The 16,552-nt window shown below is 68.5% G+C and carries 18 protein-coding genes; 7 read left to right on the forward strand and 11 right to left on the reverse strand.

Translation table 11 applies throughout. From position 1 onward, the window contains the following. The first annotated feature begins 213 nt into the window (after positions 1-213). Positions 214-705, forward strand: coding sequence for a class E sortase (locus E0H92_RS21530; RefSeq protein WP_131498324.1), 492 nt, complete (start codon positions 214-216; stop codon positions 703-705). Here the strand turns inward: E0H92_RS21530 and E0H92_RS21535 are convergent. The 4 genes from E0H92_RS21535 to E0H92_RS21550 form a co-directional block, all read right to left on the reverse strand. Then, entirely contained in the window at positions 702-1,871 is a 1,170-nt protein-coding gene (locus tag E0H92_RS21535) for an FAD-dependent monooxygenase (protein WP_131497529.1), read from the reverse strand. The genes E0H92_RS21530 and E0H92_RS21535 overlap by 4 nt on opposite strands. A 1-nt stretch (position 1,872) precedes the next feature. Further along, positions 1,873-2,418 carry a TetR/AcrR family transcriptional regulator gene (locus E0H92_RS21540; protein ID WP_131497530.1) on the reverse strand — a complete coding sequence of 182 codons (546 nt, stop codon included), beginning with the start codon at positions 2,416-2,418 and terminating at the stop codon, positions 1,873-1,875. Between the two features lie 81 nt (positions 2,419-2,499). Next, the gene (locus E0H92_RS21545) at positions 2,500-2,922 is read right to left on the reverse strand and encodes a hypothetical protein (RefSeq protein ID WP_131295701.1); all 423 of its coding nucleotides are present in this window, start codon (positions 2,920-2,922) and stop codon (positions 2,500-2,502) included. A gap of 22 nt (positions 2,923-2,944) precedes the next feature. Next, a complete protein-coding gene (locus E0H92_RS21550) occupies positions 2,945-3,673 on the reverse strand; it encodes an SAM-dependent methyltransferase (RefSeq protein ID WP_238173535.1) in 729 nt (242 codons plus the stop codon). A gap of 63 nt (positions 3,674-3,736) precedes the next feature. Between E0H92_RS21550 and E0H92_RS21555 the strand changes: the two genes are divergently transcribed. The 5 genes from E0H92_RS21555 (at position 3,737) to E0H92_RS21575 (ending at position 8,872) form a co-directional block, all read left to right on the forward strand. Then, complete coding sequence (locus E0H92_RS21555; RefSeq protein ID WP_131497531.1) at positions 3,737-4,528, forward strand: class I SAM-dependent methyltransferase; 792 nt, start codon at positions 3,737-3,739, stop codon at positions 4,526-4,528. Positions 4,529-4,699: 171 nt separating this feature from the next. After that, positions 4,700-5,896: a neutral zinc metallopeptidase gene (locus E0H92_RS21560; RefSeq protein ID WP_131497532.1), complete on the forward strand. Its 1,197-nt coding sequence runs from the start codon at positions 4,700-4,702 to the stop codon at positions 5,894-5,896. 18 nt (positions 5,897-5,914) lie between these two features. After that, a complete protein-coding gene (locus tag E0H92_RS21565) occupies positions 5,915-7,177 on the forward strand; it encodes a neutral zinc metallopeptidase (RefSeq protein ID WP_131497533.1) in 1,263 nt (420 codons plus the stop codon). Between the two features lie 2 nt (positions 7,178-7,179). Next, positions 7,180-8,007, forward strand: a complete 828-nt coding sequence (locus E0H92_RS21570) for a neutral zinc metallopeptidase (protein ID WP_131497534.1) — start codon at positions 7,180-7,182, stop codon at positions 8,005-8,007. A 139-nt stretch (positions 8,008-8,146) separates the two neighbouring features. Then, entirely contained in the window at positions 8,147-8,872 is a 726-nt protein-coding gene (locus E0H92_RS21575) for a neutral zinc metallopeptidase (protein ID WP_131497535.1), read from the forward strand. Here the strand turns inward: E0H92_RS21575 and E0H92_RS21580 are convergent. Then, positions 8,859-9,314: a GNAT family N-acetyltransferase gene (locus E0H92_RS21580; RefSeq protein WP_131497536.1), complete on the reverse strand. Its 456-nt coding sequence runs from the start codon at positions 9,312-9,314 to the stop codon at positions 8,859-8,861. The two genes, E0H92_RS21575 and E0H92_RS21580, sit on opposite strands and share 14 nt — an antisense overlap. 233 nt (positions 9,315-9,547) lie before the next feature. Here E0H92_RS21580 and E0H92_RS21585 point away from each other — a divergent pair, with 233 nt between their 5' ends. Then, entirely contained in the window at positions 9,548-10,402 is an 855-nt protein-coding gene (locus tag E0H92_RS21585) for a mechanosensitive ion channel family protein (protein WP_131497537.1), read from the forward strand. Between the two features lie 51 nt (positions 10,403-10,453). Here E0H92_RS21585 and E0H92_RS21590 read toward each other — a convergent pair whose 3' ends face one another. The 6 genes from E0H92_RS21590 to E0H92_RS21615 all read right to left on the reverse strand — a co-directional run bounded on the left by E0H92_RS21590 (position 10,454) and on the right by E0H92_RS21615 (position 16,457). Beyond that, on the reverse strand, positions 10,454-11,251 hold the full coding sequence (locus E0H92_RS21590; protein WP_131497538.1) for an IclR family transcriptional regulator: 798 nt from the start codon (positions 11,249-11,251) through the stop codon (positions 10,454-10,456). Between the two features lie 122 nt (positions 11,252-11,373). Then, positions 11,374-12,279, reverse strand: a complete 906-nt coding sequence (locus tag E0H92_RS21595) for a beta/alpha barrel domain-containing protein (protein WP_131497539.1) — start codon at positions 12,277-12,279, stop codon at positions 11,374-11,376. Next, positions 12,276-13,511, reverse strand: coding sequence for a CaiB/BaiF CoA transferase family protein (locus E0H92_RS21600; RefSeq protein ID WP_131497540.1), 1,236 nt, complete (start codon positions 13,509-13,511; stop codon positions 12,276-12,278). The genes E0H92_RS21595 and E0H92_RS21600 overlap by 4 nt, the downstream gene beginning before the upstream one ends. A gap of 27 nt (positions 13,512-13,538) precedes the next feature. Beyond that, positions 13,539-14,960 carry a GntP family permease gene (locus tag E0H92_RS21605; protein ID WP_131460459.1) on the reverse strand — a complete coding sequence of 474 codons (1,422 nt, stop codon included), beginning with the start codon at positions 14,958-14,960 and terminating at the stop codon, positions 13,539-13,541. A 222-nt stretch (positions 14,961-15,182) separates the two neighbouring features. Further along, positions 15,183-15,707 (reverse strand): hypothetical protein, encoded by a 525-nt coding sequence (locus E0H92_RS21610; protein WP_131497541.1) that lies wholly within the window; start codon positions 15,705-15,707, stop codon positions 15,183-15,185. A 39-nt stretch (positions 15,708-15,746) separates the two neighbouring features. After that, the gene (locus tag E0H92_RS21615) at positions 15,747-16,457 is read right to left on the reverse strand and encodes a hypothetical protein (RefSeq protein WP_131497542.1); all 711 of its coding nucleotides are present in this window, start codon (positions 16,455-16,457) and stop codon (positions 15,747-15,749) included. Between the last annotated feature and the right edge of the window lie 95 nt (positions 16,458-16,552).

A 16,552-nucleotide genomic window follows, 5' to 3' on the forward strand; every position in this document is an offset into this window, starting at 1 on the left:
GGGGTGAGGCTGGTGGGTGCCCTTGTTGTGTTGGCGGTGGTCGCCGGATGCAGCGACACGGCTCCGTCCGGTAACTCGACCCTGCCGCCAACCACCCCGACCGTCACGCCAAGCTCACCCACGGCTCCCGCCACGACGCCCTCGCCCACGCCTGCCCCGACGCCCACACGCACCACGCCCAGTCCGGCACCCACCGTGTCCGGGCCGGTGAGTATGTCGATCCCCGCGATCGGCGTACGCAATCTGAGGGTCGTCGCCTACACCGGCACCGCCGACGACCGGCCGGGCACCCGGATCCAGGACCGCGGCGTCGCCGCCAGCCCACGCGGGCGTGCCGGCGGGGTGGGCCCCGGTGAGATCGGAAACTTCATCGTGACCGGCCACCGCGTCAGCCACGGACGACCGCTCGTGCGAGCGCCGGAGCTGAGGAACGGCGACCACGTCCTGATCAGAGTCGGCAGCACGGTGTACGACTACGTGATCACCCGGACGATGACGATCTCCTTCCGCAAGCCCGCCGAGAAGGCGCAGCAGAACGCCGCCGTACCGGGCAGCCCCGGTGTGAAGCCGACCCAGCCGATGCTGACGATCTCCACCTGCGCCACGCCGGAGGACCACGCGGCGGGCAACTACTGGCACGACGAACTCGGGAACCCAGAACACCGGATCAACAAGATCGGCACCCTGGTCGCGACCCGCTCCTAGGTCGGCTGCAGGTCCCGGATCAGCGTGGTGGGCTTGCCGGCGAGCGCGGCTGGGAGGAGCTTGCGGAGCACCGGCAGGCGGAGGATCCACAGCATGACGCGCCGCGCGACCAACTCCAGCCGGGTCCGCGGCAGGAACCATCGCCCGGTCGACCGCGCGACCTTCTGCTTCTCCTCGACGACAGGCCGCCAGACCTGTTCGTACTCCGCCAGACCGGCCTCGACCGACGACGAGCTCACCAGTTTGTCCGCGAGCAGGAACGCCCCGGCGATCCCGAGCGAAGCGCCTTGCCCGGCGAGCAGCGACACCGCCCCACACGCGTCTCCGACCAGTGCGACCCGCCCCGAACTCCACCGTGGCATCACGATCTGCGCGACCTGGTCGTAGTAGATCTGGTCGTCGTCCGGACACAACGCCAGCGCCTCCGGCACCACCCACCCGAGATCGGCGTACGCCGACCTGATCGCCGCGCGGGTATCCGCCGGCGGAGCAGGATCCGCCGTCCGGTGCACCGCGAACGACGCCACGCGCCCGTCCCGGAGCGCGTAGAACCCGAACTGGCTGCCCATCGTGTCCGTCAGGCAGAACCGCCCGCCGACCTCGGCGTGGATCTCCGGCGCGTCGAAGCTGTACGCCGCGGTGTGGAACCCGAGGAACCGCAGGTACGACGACTCCGGCCCGAACGCGAGCCGGCGGACGGCGGAATGGATGCCGTCGGCACCGATCAGCAGATCCCCGTCCAGCGTGGACCCGTCGGCGAGCTCGACCTGTACGCCGTCCGCGCGCGGCGTGACGCCCGTGAGGGTCGCGCCGTACCGCAGGTCCACGGCGCTCGGCAGGTGCTCGCGGAGGACCTGTTCGAGATCCGGTCGCATCATGCTGAGTACGTCGCCCTCGGCGAACTGCAGGATGTTGATCCCCGCCTGCTGGCGGCCGTCCGCGTCGACCAGGGCCGCCTCCTCGACGTGGTACGCGACCTCCTGCATCGCGGGCAGCAGCCCCATCGCGCGCATCGCGTCGTACCCCGGGCCGAAGAAGTCGATCATGTAGCCCTGCGGGCGCGGCCCCGGACTGCGTTCGAGGACGGTGACGTCCTGGCCGAGCGTCGACAGGCGGTTCGCCAGCGCGAGCCCGGCGATCCCGGCTCCACCGATGATCACGTGCATTTCAACTCACCAGCCTTCGCAGAACAGTGGTCAGGTGCGGGGACTCCGGCCCGAGGGTCCGGTGCAGGAGCAGGCCGTCGATGGTCGCCGCGAGGACGGCGGCGGTCGCGGACGGCTCGGCGACCTGGTGGATCGCGAGCCAGTCGGCCAGCCGGGTCCGGAAGTCCGTGATCAGGGCGGCGATCTGCGCGTGCAGGTGCTCGTCCCGGGTCGCGGCCAGGTAGGTCTCGGTGAAGAGCAGCGACGTCGGGTCGGTCCCGTCGTACCGCTCGAGCGAGCCCAGCATCGCGTCGACGGCGGCGGCCGGGGTGGGCGCGGACGTGAAGTCGGTCGCCGCGAGCACCTCGCGCATCATCGCGATCGCGGCCTCGGTCAGCACGTCCTGCACGGACGAGAAGTGGTAGTGCACGACGCTCGGGGTGACGCCGGCGCGTTCGGCCAGGATCCGCGTACTCACCGCCGACCAGCCGCGTTCGGGGATCAGTTCCACGGCAGCGGCCAGCAACCGCCGCCGTACCTCCTGACCTTGTTTCGCCGTCGGGGCCATCGAATTCCTCCAGGGCGATCGTCCTGTACGATCGTCCTGATCGTAGAAGGTGTGACAGCGCGAGGGCAAGCGGGGTCAGAACTACTTACGGCCGAACTTCCACCACTTCGGCTTGTTCATCTTGATCTCGTCGGCCGTCATCGGCGGCGGGACCGGGGGCCGGGACTCCTCGGTGAGGAAGTCACCGGACTCGGTGTCGTACGGCGTGACGCCGAGTTGGCGGCTGATCTCCATCACGATCGGGATCGACCGCGGGCCGTCGTTCAGGTAGAACGTGATGTCGCGGACCTCGACGCCCTTGCCGATCGTCATCTCGACGTCGTACTCCGGACTTCGCAACGCCAGCCAGGACGGTTTGCTCGTGTCCACGTCCGGCACCACTTCCCGGACCTTGGCCACCACGTCGGTCGCCAGACCCACCGCCGGCGGCTCGTAGTCGACCGGAATGTCGTCGAGGCGCCGTACGCCTCCTGGCCCGCGCATCGCATAAACAGCCCAGCTCATGCCCCCCAGCATGCCAGGCCGGTCAGCGCTTGCGGGCGGCGAGGATGGCGAAGGTCAGGTATTGGCCGTTGTCGGCCTCGAGCATGTCGAGGGCGCCGTCGCGTTCGCCGCGGTACTCCGAGACCGCGTGGGACCACTTGACCCAGTCGGCCCAGCCGTTCTCCTGCAGGCGCGCGGCGGTGACGTCGACGAGCTCGGTGATCTCCCACTGGAACCGCCACCAGTCCGCCGTGTGCCAGGCGAGCGCCTCCCAGCCGACCATCTTCTTGATGTGCTCCGGAATGTGGCCGAGCTCGCGGACCTCCTGGGTCATCGCCGGTGTCGCGACGCCGAGCTGCCCGCCGGGCTTGAGGAAGGACGTGATGTAGGACAGGTAGTTGTCCGCGGTACCGAAGTACTCGTAGGCGTCGACGCAGACGATCGCGTCGAAGAACCCTTGCGCGAACGGCAGCGTGTGCGCCTCCGCCTTCAGCGTCACGACGTCGTCGCGGTCGATGTGCGCGGCGGCGTCCGTTGGGTCCACCCACAGGTCGGCGGCCCAGACCTGAACGCCGTACTCCTTCGCGAGGAAGACGGCGGTCGCGCCCTTCCCGGAGCCGAGGTCGAGCACCCGCATCCCCGGTCGCAGGTCGAGGTCGCGCGCGAGATCCTCCAGCAACCACAGCGGATTCGGGCCCATGTCGCCGGCCAGCAGCCAGTCCGCGTCGTACGCGCTGGCCCGCGGGTAGTCGTCGTGCTTCAGGTCTGCCACCGGCACAGGGTAGCGAGATCAAAACGGGATGTGCCCGGCATTTTCGGCGGGCAGAGTGGTGGGATGACTCAACTTGATCCGGTGATTCGCTCCTTCTATCGCGACCGGTACGTCGAGGACGATCGGCTGGTCGTCCGCGGGCACGGCCGGCTCGAGTTCCTGCGCACCCAGGAGTTGCTGCGGCGCTGGCTGCCGCCCGAATCCGTCGTACTGGATGTAGGCGGCGCGACCGGCGTCCACGCGCGCTGGCTCGCCGCGGACGGGCATCGGGTCACGCTGGTCGACCCGGTTCCGGAGCACGTGCAGCAGGCGGCGACGATCGGAACCTTCGCGGCCGAGGAAGGCGACGCGCGGGAGCTCCGGCAGGCGGACGCGAGCGTGGACGTGACGCTGCTGCTCGGTCCGCTCTACCACCTGGTCGACGCGGCGGATCGTGCGCAGGCGCTGGCAGAGGCGGTACGGGTGACGCGGCCCGGCGGGGTGGTGGCCGCCGCGGGCATCAACCGGTACGGCGGCCTGCTCGAGGCCGGGAGCAACGGAACGCTCACCGAGGAGCGACTGCCCCTCTTCCTCGAGGCTTTCGCCTCCGGCAGTATCGACGGCTCCGCCGGCTTCACCGTCGCCTACTTCCACCACGCCGCCGAACTCGCCGCCGAACTCACCACCGCCGGCCTCACTGGCGTCGAGGTTCTCGGCATCGAAGGCCCCGCCAGCAACATCCTCGAGAACGCCGCCCCGGACACCATCGAAACCCTGCTCCCCGCCGCCGTCCTCCTCGCCCGCCAGGTCGAATCCGACCCGAACCTCCGGGCCGCCAGCCCGCACTTCCTCGCCCACGGCCGGGTAGTCAGTTGACTGCGTTCCGTGGCGGCGGTCGCGGAATGATGTCAATAGGTGCAATCCGGTTCACCGGATGGCGGTCCAGGCCGTAATATCAGCCGGCGGCCGGCACTGGGGGTGTACCGGCCCTTCTGATGCATCGGGTGGGACCGGCGGACTGCCGGTACTGGGGAGAAGCGGGAAGTTATGGCGGACAAGCCGGCACCCAAGCCTGGGCACTTCCTGCCAGGCGGCGACGGTGACCAGATCTCGAACGACGACCGGAAGCCGGCGGTTTCGGCACCGTCGGGGGCGCCGTTGGCGGCACCCACGCCGCGGCTCGGCGGGGAAGCGCCGCCGACGCCGCCGCAGTTGAGCGGGTCCCGGATCGAGTCCCGCCGTACGACGCTGTCCGGCAGCCGGCTCGGCCCGCCGCCGGCCGACGACCCCGCCGCCGCGGCGTACCGGCAGGTGTTCCACCCGGAGCCGGTGCCGTTCATCCCGAAGAAGCGGTCCAAGGGCCTGATCGCGCTGATGGTCGCCGCGGTGCTGCTGTTCCTCGCCGGCGGCGCGACGTTCGCGGTCAAGGTCCTGTCGTCCGACGGGATCATCGCGACCCCGATGCCGACCACGAAGCCGAGCGACGCGCCGACGACCAGGGACCCGGTCGGCCAGGGCACCCCGGACACCGACATCGTCGGCAAGAACGCGATCTACTCCGCCGGGGCGCTGGCCGTGGCGAAATGCCCGGAACCCGCGTTCCGGCCGACGTCCAAGGAGAACGTCCGTTCGTACTACCAGGCGCTGACCGCCTGCATGGACAAGGCGTGGGAGCCGATCATCACCAAGGCCGGATTCGAGTTCCGGTCGCCGAACCTGATCATCTTCGACGACGGTGACGAGACCGCGTGCGGCGTCCAGCAGGAGCTCGCGCTCTACTGCCAGGACGAGCACGGCGGCAGCGCGACCATGCCGTGGCAGAAGATCGTCGAGGACTACCCGAAGAACAAGACCGAGATCCGCGTGGAGATGGCGCAGTCCTTCGGCTTCGTGTACGGCGTCCACGTGCAGAACCTGACCGGGATGGCCGACGCCTCCGACAACCTCGCCGCCACCGCGGCGAGCACGACCGCGAAGCTCGAGGTGAACCGGCGCGCCGCGCTGCAGGCATACTGCTTCGGCGCGGTGTTCTTCGGCGCGGCCAAGGCGAGCTTCCCGTTGCGCGGCGATCTGCTCCGGGAGTGGAACGGCCTGATCCAGCGGCGCGGCGACGAGCACACCAAGGACAAGGTCCGCGACCACGGCTCCAGCAAGAGCCTCGCGCTGTGGATGAGCCAGGGCCTGGCGACAACCAACCCCGGAGCCTGCAACACTTTCGTCGCAGCATCCGCCAAGGTCAGCTGAGCGAGATGGGAACGATCGATGCCTGACTCCGAGGAAGGTGCACCGGAGCCCGGGCACCGCGCGTCCGGTCAACCGGCGGCCGGCACCCGCCCGCTGACCCTGAAGACTGCGCAGCCCGGCGGCCTGGGTCCCGCCCGCTCGGTCTCGCTCGACGACGCCCCGCTTCGCCGCAAGGCACGTCCGCTGCCCACGGAGCCGGGTACGACGAGTGAGTACAGCGGCCCGCCCGCGGCGCCGCAAACCGGCGTACCGCTCACGCCACTGACCGGAACCCGCCGCGTCGGCGGCCCTCGCCCCACCGGCTGGCACTCGAACCCGTCCCGCTCCGGCGCTCAGTTCACCACCGAACCCCCACCGGCCGCCCCGCCGCGCCAGTACTCCCGCCCGATCATCGTCGGCCTGTCCATCCTGGTCATCCTGATGCTCACCGGCGCCACCATCGGCGGCTTCAAACTCGTCAACTCCTACGGAGTCGAACGCCCCCTCTCGCAGCCCTCTGTCAAGAAGTCCCAGGCTCCGCTCCCCGTCCCCCCGAACCCCACGGTCACTGTCACCGCCACGACGGTTCCCGACATGGTCCGCCTGCAGAAGAACGAGCTGTACAAGGTTGGCAAGGTGCCGGTCGTCAACTGCAAGGAGCCGGCTATCAAGCTCACCAACCAGGCCGCGGTGCTCCGCTTCTACCAGGCGATGCTGCCGTGTCTGAACAAGGCGTGGGGGCCGTTGGTGAAGAAGGCCGGTTACCCCTTCCGTTCACCGAAGGTCACGCTGGTCGCGGGGAACGTCTCGTCGTGCATCGGAAACACGACCGACTCCCACTACTGCGGCGCGGACGAGACAATCAGCATGCAGTGGCAGGACGATTTCAAGACGTACAAGACCAACCCGTCCTGGGCCCGCCTGCTGATGATGAACACCTTCGCGCATGAATACGGCCACCACGTGCAGTGGCTGACCAACATCCTGATCTCGTCTGACTCACGCGAGGGCTGGACGAACTCGAAGGGCGCGAAGCTGGAGTGGAGCCGTCGCCTTGAACTGCAGGCGTCGTGCTTCGGAGCGGCGTTTCTCGGAGCCAACAAGCAGAGCCTCGAGATCCGGGGAAAGAAGCTCGACTACTACAACTACATGGCAAAGCACATCGGCGACGAGAACGACCCCAAGTCGCCACCGGACCACGGCTCGCGCGCCAGCTACTGGTACTGGGCCGGCACCGCGTTCAAGTCCGGCAACCCCGGCTCGTGCAACACCTACTCCGCACCATCCGCCAAGGTGAGCTGACCATGCGTGCCGCGGCTCTGCTCGGGGTCGTGGCGTTGGCCGTGGGTGTCACGGCTGGGTGTGAGCGGACCTACGGACCCCTTCCGGACACGGACACCACGGCGTATGTGCCGGAGGACGAGGCCTACCTGCTCCGCAACGCGATCTACTCGGCGGGGCCTGTGCCGGCGGTGCCGTGCACCCTGCCGAAGCTCGCGCTGCGATCGCAGCAGACCGTGCGGCGCTATGCGACGGCCGTCCTGGTCTGCCTTCAGCGAGCCTGGAAACCCTTGGTCGAGCGCTCGGGCGTCGGTTACTTTCCACCGGTCGTGTACGCCGTCAACGACGGCGCGAAGACGCGCTGCGGCATCTTCGACAAGGAGTTCGAAGGCCTGTACTGCGATGCGAACTGGGGGATCTATCTCGACTGGGACGAGCTCGTCGAGGAAGATCCGGACGACCGGATGCCGGCGGCGGTTCACCTCCAGGTCACGATGGCCCACGAGTTCGGGCATCACGTCCAGCAGTTGGTCGGGATCGCGAGGTACTTCGACGAGCGGTGGGAGCAGACCACCGGGGCGGAGCAGCTCGAGCAAGGCCGCCGCAACGAACTGCAGGCATCGTGCTTCGCCTCGGCCTTTCTCGGAGCGAACCAGAAGACCCTTGGTCTGTACGGCGACAAGCTCGCGGAGTACCGGTGGGTGGCGTACGCGGGTGATGACGACCCACCGGTCAGTACGCCGGACCACGGCTCGCGCAAGAGCAACACCGCGTGGGCGAATGCTGCCTTCAAGGCGAAGTCTCCGGCGGCCTGCAACACGTGGGCCGCGTCGGCGAAGCGAGTGAGCTGACGTGCGACGTACGGCGGAACGTGTGGTGGCGGTGTTCGCTGCCGTGGCCCTGGTCGGCGGCTGTAGCGGACAAGTTACTCAGCCAGAGGAGACTCGTACGGCGACTCCGGTTCCGAGCACAGCGCCGGTGCGGGCGCCGGTGGGGAAGGCAGTGCAGGCTGCGGAGCCGGTGAAGGACGGGTTTCTACTGGACAACCAGATGTATCGGTCGGGGCAGGTGGCGGCGGTTGGTTGTTCGCTGCCGACCGCGAGGCTGGCGAACAAGCAGGCGATGATCCGGTATGCGAGCGCCTTTGTGGCGTGCCTCGACCGAGCCTGGGGGCCGGTGATCACGCGCGCGGGGTTTGATTTCGTTCGGCCGTCCGCTGTGTATTCGTCGCCGGCTGGAACGCAGACGGACTGCGCGGTGATGGACAAGGAGTACTACGGTCTCTATTGCTCCTCGAACCACGGCATCTACTTCAACTGGCCGGAGTACATCGTCGAGGGAGCGTCCCAGGAAGACACGCGGGCGTCGGTGCAGTGGCTGATCGCGCACGAGTACGGCCACCACGTGCAGGAGCTGACCGGCATTCTGGACCAGTACCACGAGCGCTACTCCTCGGCCCGGGGTCCTGCGCAGCAGGCGGACAAGAGCCGGAGCGAGATGCAGGCGCATTGTTTCGCGGCGGCGTTCTTCGGAGCCAATCGGGAGACGTTGCGGATCCGCGGTGAACGGCTCGACCACAACGGCCACCCAGGGTACGACCGGCACGCCGACGACTCGGCCAACTTCGACCGATGGTTGCGGCAGGCGTTCAAGGCGAGGGGCCCGAGCGGCTGCAACACCTGGGCGGCTCCGGCCGGCAGCGTTACCGGAGTTTGAGTTTGAAGCCCTCGTGGGTGTTGGCGAAGCCCAGGTTCGTGTAGAAGCGGTGGGCGTTGGTGCGGGTCTTGTCCGAGGTGAGTTGGACGAGGGTGCAGCCGCGGGTGCGGGATTCTTCGACGGCCCAGCGGATCAGGGTGGTGCCGAGGCCGGAGCCGCGGGCGGGGGCGGCGACGCGGACGGCCTCGATCAGGCCGCGGGTGGAGCCGCGGCGGGACAGGCCGGGGATGATCGTGAGCTGCAGCGTGCCGATCACCTCGTCGTTGCGATCGGCAACTACCAGCAGCTGGTTGGGGTCGCCGTCGATCTGCTCGAACGCCGCCAGGTACGGCGTCAGGTCGTCGAGCGACTCACGGGTGGCGCCGAGCTGGTCGTCGGCGATCATCGCGACGATCGCGGCAACATCGGCGGCGGTGGCGCGGCGGATCACGACATCGTTCATGAGGACAGGATCGCAAATGCCTGAAGCGGTTCAGCCGGCAGGGTAAGCAGCGAAGTACGGCGATGGTGATTGCCTTACGCAAACACCTTTCGTTGCCCGCCGCGCCTGGAACATTGTTTGCCCAAGGCATCTGAGGGTACGAGTCATACTGGACACCACTGCATCCGCCCGTGCCGGGGTTGGTGCAGTCCTGTGCCGACAGCGGATGCGGGCCAGTCCGGAAGGAACATCCGATGTCAGCGTTAGCTATCGACTTCACCCAGCCGTTCGAGGATGCGTTCAGCAAACTGCTGTCGTTCATCCCGAACCTGCTGGGCGGCCTGGTCATCCTGGTCGTCGGCTACTTCGTGGCCAAGATCCTCGGCAATCTCGTCGGCCGGTTGCTCGGCAAGGTCGGCTTCGACGGCTGGATGGAACGGGCCGGCGTCTCCGGTGTGCTGCAACGGTCGGGCACGGGGCTGACCGCTTCGGCGATGCTGGGCAAGGTCGTGTTCTGGTTCGTCTTCCTGATCAGCTTCACGATGTTCGCCTCGGCCCTCGGCGTGCCGGAGATCTCGAACTTCATGAGCGACATGCTCGGCTACATCCCGCGGATCTTCGCCGCGATCGTGATCGTCTGCCTGGCGGCGCTGTTCGCCAACTTCCTGGCCGCGGTCATCCGCGGCGCGACCGGCAACGAGACCCTGGCCAAGGTGGCTCGGTACGCCGTCCTGGTGTACGCCGCGTTCGCCGCGCTGACCCAGCTCGGTGTCGCGGTTCAGCTGACCGGTAACACGCTGCTGATCGTCCTCGCGGGCGCCGCGCTTGCTCTCGGTCTCGCTTTCGGCCTCGGGGGCCGCGAGATGGCCGGCCGGGCACTGAGCAACCTGTTCGACAAGGACAAGATGGTCAAGCCGGCCGCACAGAACGGCATGGACAACGGCACGGCGTACCCGCAGCAGCAGGGTAACTACCAGGGCGAGTACCAGGGTGGTGGCTATCAGCAGCCCACCCAGCCGGCTCAGCCGGAGCAGCACCCGGCCGCGCACAGCTCGGGTAACTGGTCCAACGGCACCCCGCCGAACGGCACCTGGCAGCAAGGTCAGTAACCACAAGAGGTAAGGTGAGCGGGCGGCAATCCAACCGGGTTGCCGCCCGTCTTATGTTGGACCGCCGCCAGTCGGGAACCGGCCGCCGAGGTGCCGGGTGGACTGCTCGGCGGCCTCGACGATCAGGTCGAGCCAGTCGAGGCAGCGCTCGAGCGGCATCCGGATCGTCGGTCCGCTGATGGTGAGGCAGCCGGCCAGTTCGCCGTTCGCCTTGAACACCGGCGCCGACAGACCGGACGCGCCCTGCTCGCGCTCGCCGATGGTGATCGCGTACCCGTCGGCGCGGGTCTGCTTGATCACCGCGGCGAGCTCGTCCGCGCTGGTGATGGTGCTGTCGGTGATCGGGCCGAGCGGCTGCGCGAGGATGTGTTCGGCCAGCGACTCGTCCCAGGCGAGCAGCACCCGGCTCGCGGATCCGGCGTGCAGCGGCATGATCTTGCCGACGTGCATCTCCCGGCGCAGCGCGTGGTTGGTCTCGGCGAGCGCGACGCAGACGCGATGTCCTTGCTCGGCGCGGAAGAACGAGGCGGTCTCCCCGGTGACGTCCCGCAACTGCCGCAGGACCGGTACGACGAGATCGAGGACGTCGATGCCCTTCACCGCGGGCGCCGCCCAGTACGCCATCTTGACGCCGATCCGGACCTGGTCGCCCTGCCGGTCGAGGAAGCCGAGCGCGACCATGTTCGTGACGAGTCGCTGCACGGTGGAGGCCGGGAACCCGGTGGCGTCGCGGATCTCGCCGAGCGTCAGCGAAGGCCGGTCGAGCGAGAACGCGTCGAGAATCTCACCGATCTTGCCGAGCACCAGCAGTGGCTGACCATTCCCACCACCCGGATCCGCTGTCGCCATGCGTTCAGAGTATGCGACCGCTCCCGCCGCCAGATCGTCGCGGATCATCTGTCACCGCCCGCGGAACGCGGCGGCCCGGCCCGGGTGAGGAGCCTGGGCCGGACCACCAGGCCGATGACGCATCACGACGCCCAGGGGAACGACGTCGTACTCGCCTGTGCGCCATCGGCCGCGCGGGAGCGATTCGGCTCGCTGAGGCCGGCCAGCACCTCGGTCCCGAGTCGCACGAGGGTCTTGAACTTCGCCGGTGTCAGCCACTCCGGCCGGAGCGCGAACACGAGGTCCTCGGTCGCGGTGTTGCCGGCCGCACCGGGTGCGAACGGGCAGCCGCCGAGTCCGCCGAGCGAGCCGTCGACGGTGGTCGCGCCGGCCTCCAGCGCGGCCAGACTGTTCGCCACGCCGAGGCCCCAGGTGTCGTGCCCGTGGTACACGATCGGGCGGTCGTCGACGGAGGCTGTCCGACCAACCAGGCTCCGGACCTGCGAGGGAATCGCCTGTCCGAGCGTGTCGCACAGCACGACCTCGCTGGTCCCGTCGGCCCGTGGGTCGAGGACGATGTCCAGCACCCGATCCGCCGCGATCTCGCCTTCGAACGGGCACGTGAAGGCGGTCGCGATACAGAGTTGTACGTCGCCCGAGACGTCCGCTGCCGCCTCGAGCGCGGCCGGTAACGCGGCCAGGCTGTCCTCGGTGGACCGACCGATGTTCGCCTGGTTGTGTTTGTCCGACGCGGACAGGCAGTACTGGAAGTTCCGCGCTCCGGCCTCGGCCGCTCGGGCCACGTGCCGCGGCGTCGCGACCCAGATCCAGCACTTCGCCAGCTCCTCGGGGGTCAGCGCGCGGATCACGTCGAGGGTGTCGGCCACCGCCGGCACCAGATCGGGCCGCGCCATCGACCCGATCTCCACCTCGGGCACGCCGAGCTCCAGCAGCGAGCGGACCAGCGAAACCTTGGTTGCTGTAGGCAATGGTTTGCCGGTCAGCTGCAACCCGTCCCGCAGCGTTACGTCCCGCAACGCCGCGGTCATGAGGCCTCCTCGAGGTCGTGCGTCCCGCGGCGGATGTCGGCCGGTGTCAGCCCAAGCAACTCGCCGAGCACCTGCTCGGTGTGTTCGCCGAGCTCCGGGCCGAGGCTCCGGATCGGCAACGACTGCGGGCCGATCACCGGTACGACGCCCGGGAAGCCGACGTTCTTCAGGACGTCGACGCCGTTCGACACGTCGAACCGCTGGATCATCGCGCGGGCGGCGTACTGCTCGTCCTGACTGATCTCGCGGGCGGTGTAGATCGGGCCGCACGGTACGCCGGCGTCCTCGAGCTGCTCGATCGCGGTCGCGGCCGGTCGTCCGGCGGTCCACCGGCCGATCGCCTCGTCGAGCTCGTCGCGGCGCGCCCAGCGGCCCGCGTTCGTGTGCAGCTCCGGGTCGGCGGCCAGGTCGACGCGACCGATCAGCGTCATCAGCCGCTGAAAGATCCGGTCGCCGTTCCCGGCCACGATGATGCTGTCGCCGTCCTCGCACCCGTACGCGTTCGACGGCGCGATGCCCTCCATCCGGCCGCCGATCCGTTCGCGGAGAACGTCGTACGCCTCGTAGTCGGGGATCAGCGATTCCATCATCGACAGCATCGACTCGTTCAGCGCGACGTCGACGATCCGCTCCGCGAGCGGCGCCGGGGGCAGGCCGGCGGTCCGGCGTACGTCGCGCTGGTAGAGCGCCATCACCGAGCCGTACCCGGCGTACAGGCCGGCGATCGAGTCGCCGATCGAGATCCCGACCCGGGCCGGCGGCCGGTCCGGATGGCCGACGAGCTCCCGGAAGCCGCCGTGTGCCTCGGCGACCGCCGCGAACCCCGGCCGGCCGGACATCGGACCGGTCTGGCCGAACGCCGAGATCCGGGTCAAGACCAGTTCCGGGTTGGCCGCGTTCAGGACCTCGGGGCCGATGCCCCAGGCCTCGAGCGTCCCGGGCCGGAAGTTCTCCAGGACGACGTCGCACCGGCGGACCAGGTCGGTCACCGTCCGGCGGCCGAACTCGCTGCGCAGGTCCAGTTCGATCGACAGCTTGTTGCGGTTGATCGTCCGGTACAGCAGCGACGTGGTCCCGGCGTACAGCCGCCAGTTGCGGAGCTCGTCGCCGGTGCCGGGGCGCTCGACCTTGATCACCTCCGCGCCGAAGTCCGCCAGCAGGCGGCCCGCGGTCGGCGCGGCGATGTAGTTGCCGAGTTCGAGGACCCGGACACCAGCCAATGGTGCGGTCATAGCGGTAGCTCTCCCAAGGTGGATTGATCAGAACAGCAGGCTGATCGGCATCAGCAGGACGATCGCGACCACCGACGCGACGGACACGCCGATCGTGCAGCTCTTCAACGTGCCGCGAGTGGTCTGTCCCATGAGTGCCTGCAACAGCCAGAAGGTGTTGCTGGTGACATGTACGGCGAACAGCGAGCCGGACCCGGCCGCCAGCGCGATCAGTACGGGGTCGAGGCCAAGTGCCGGAGCGATCGGCGCGAGGATGCCGGCCGCCGTGATCGCGGAGATCGTCACCGAACCGACGGCGACATGCAGCGCGGCCGCCATCACCCACACCACCAGGAGCGGGGCGACGTGGTTGGCGCTGAAGTACCCGCGGAGGATGTCACCGAGCCCGCCGGCGGCGACGACCGCCGCGAGCGAACCGCCGACCGCGGTGAGGATCAGGATCTGACCGCTCTCCTTGAAACCGCGGGCGATCGCCTTCTCCACGCGCGGCTGGCCCATCGCGAACCGGCCGACGATGCAGGTGCCGACCAGACCGACCAGCAGCGCCACCACCGGGTCGGAGATCAGCGCGACGACCTTGTTCTCCCAGTCGGCCGCCTCGGCAATCGCACCGAACCCGATCAGCAGCAGCGCGGCCAGCAACGGCACGAACAGCACGAACAGCGGCGGCTTCTTCTCAGTCGCCTCGTCGGCGGTGTCACCAGCACCGCCGGCCGATCCGGTACGCCGTACTTCCGTCGTACCTGCGCCGACTGCGACGGGCTCCTTGACCTCTTCCTCGACCTGCGCGCCGGCGACGACCTGCTGCTCGTCGAGCGCCTCGTTCCAGAAGCCGCGGCGGAACAGGAACGTCATGATCGTGATGGCGATCAGGACGGTCGGGATGATCAGCACGAGACCCCAGAGCAGCATCTTGCCGAGTGGTACGTGCAGCAGCGCGGACAGGGCCAGCGCGCCGACACCGGGGACCATCAGCACGATGCCGCACTCGAGACCGATCGCCAGCGCGGTCGCCATCCGGGCGGTGCCCAGCGGGCCGATCCGCTTCGCCGCGGACCTCGCCAGCGGCGCCGAGATCACCAGGAGTACGTCGAGGTAGATCGACTGCAGCAGGGTGGCGATCGTGAGGGCGAGTGAATAGGGCAGTCGCTTCGGCCCGAACAGCTTGAGCAGGTGCTTCACCAGGCGTTCGATCGCGCCGAGCTCCTGCAGGATCGAGCCCATCAGCACACCGAACGCGATCAGCAGGCCGACCTCGGCCATGATGTCGCCGAAGCCCTTGGTGATGGTCTCGACGGTCTTGTCGAGCCCGAGTTTGGTGGCCAGGCCCAGATACAGCGAGCCGACCACGAGAGAGATCACCGGGTTCACCCGGAACCGGACGATGAGCACCACGATGCCGAGGATCGCCACCGCGGTATTGACGAGGATGCCGACGTCAGAGGTCATGACGGAAGTCCTTCAGGGAGTCGAGGGGGACAGCTCTGGACCCGTTGTGCTCATAATGTGAACATAGACCCACGATGTAGGCAAGAGGTTGAACCCCGTACATTTTGTAGACAGTGGCCACCACCGCTCAGCCCACGAAAAAAGCCGCGTCCTCCACCGGTGATGCGGTGGAGGACGCGGCTCGGGGAGAGCGCGCGGGGCCGTGATGCGAGTCGGCGCCTGTCAGGTGTTGTCGGGGCCGGCTTTGCGGACTTCTTCTACCTTGGTCATGGCTTCGCGGAGGTCGGCCAGCCAGGTTTCGCTGTGCTGGGCGACGAGTTTGACGCACCAGCCGAGGGCGTCGCTGCGGGAGCGGGCCACGCCGGCGTCGACGAGGGTGTCGAGGACCTGGCGTTCGGGCTGGCGGAGACGGGTCATCACCGGCGCGGACAGTGAGGTGAAGACGGTGCGGGTCTCGCCGCAGCGCAGACCCCAGGCGACCTTCCGGCGGGTGGCGTGCTCGAGTTCGCGGGCGATCTCGATCCGGCGCTCGCGGGTGTCCTCGCGGAACTGCTTGATCCGGCCGTCCTCGGCGGCGGAGCGCTCGGCGGCGCTCACGTCCTTGTTCTGCTCGGGTGCGGGGATCCGGCCGACGATCAGGATCTCGTCCCGGTCGATCTCGAGCTCGAGGTCACCCTCGAACCAGTCGCCCGGCAACCGTCCGGTCAGCCAGCCCCGCACCTTCTCCTGCTCGGTCTGCGTACTCATGTAATCATGATTACACCCGAATAGGCCGAGCTCAAGCAATCACCAGTACTCCACCGTGTACGCCGCGTGCGCATCCCCGTCCGACAACGCGACATGCGAGATGCCGATCCGCAGCATGCGCCCGGTCACATCGTTCTTGTACGTCGTGAACGTCGTTCCCGCCGCGCCCTCGGCCGAGATTCGCCGCCAGTGCGCTCCGCCCTTCGCGGCGATCGCGTGCAGTTGCTGCACTGCGCGAGGCGTCGCGTAGTACGCCGTCCACTTCGCGTCACCACGACCCCACGCGCGGACCAGATTGTCCGACCACTGCACCGCGTTCCACGCCTTCGGCTCACCGACGAACTTGGCGGTGTACGCCGCGTGCCAGCCGCTCGCCGACCGCAGGCCGACGTTCTGGATGCCGATCGTCAGGTTCCCGCCGCGCGCGTCGTCGTGGTACGTCACGTAGATCGTGCCGGCGGCGCCTTCGGTGGAGACGCGCCGCCAGTGGATCCCGCCGCGCGTCGTCTGTGCGTACAGGGTGCGTGCTGCCGCCGTAGAGGCGTAGCAGTTGGTTGCCGCGGTGTCGGCGCGACCCCACGCGCGGACGAGCCGATCGGCGTACGTCACCGCCGAGAGGTTCTTGGCGGACTGCAGTTGGCTGCAGCTTGTGGTGGCGGCGTTGGCCGGCGCGGCGCCGGTGAGAAGGAGCGGTGCGGTGACCGCGAGTGCTGTCGTACTACCTAGACCAATGATCCTGCGAATCATCATCGACCTCCCGAGTGGATGTGGTCCTACTGGTGGGACGCCACACCGCACTCGGGAGTTTGCATCGGACTCCAATGAAACATGACTGCAAAATCCCA

The organism is Kribbella speibonae, from assembly GCF_004331375.1.
Lineage (GTDB): Bacteria > Actinomycetota > Actinomycetes > Propionibacteriales > Kribbellaceae > Kribbella > Kribbella sindirgiensis.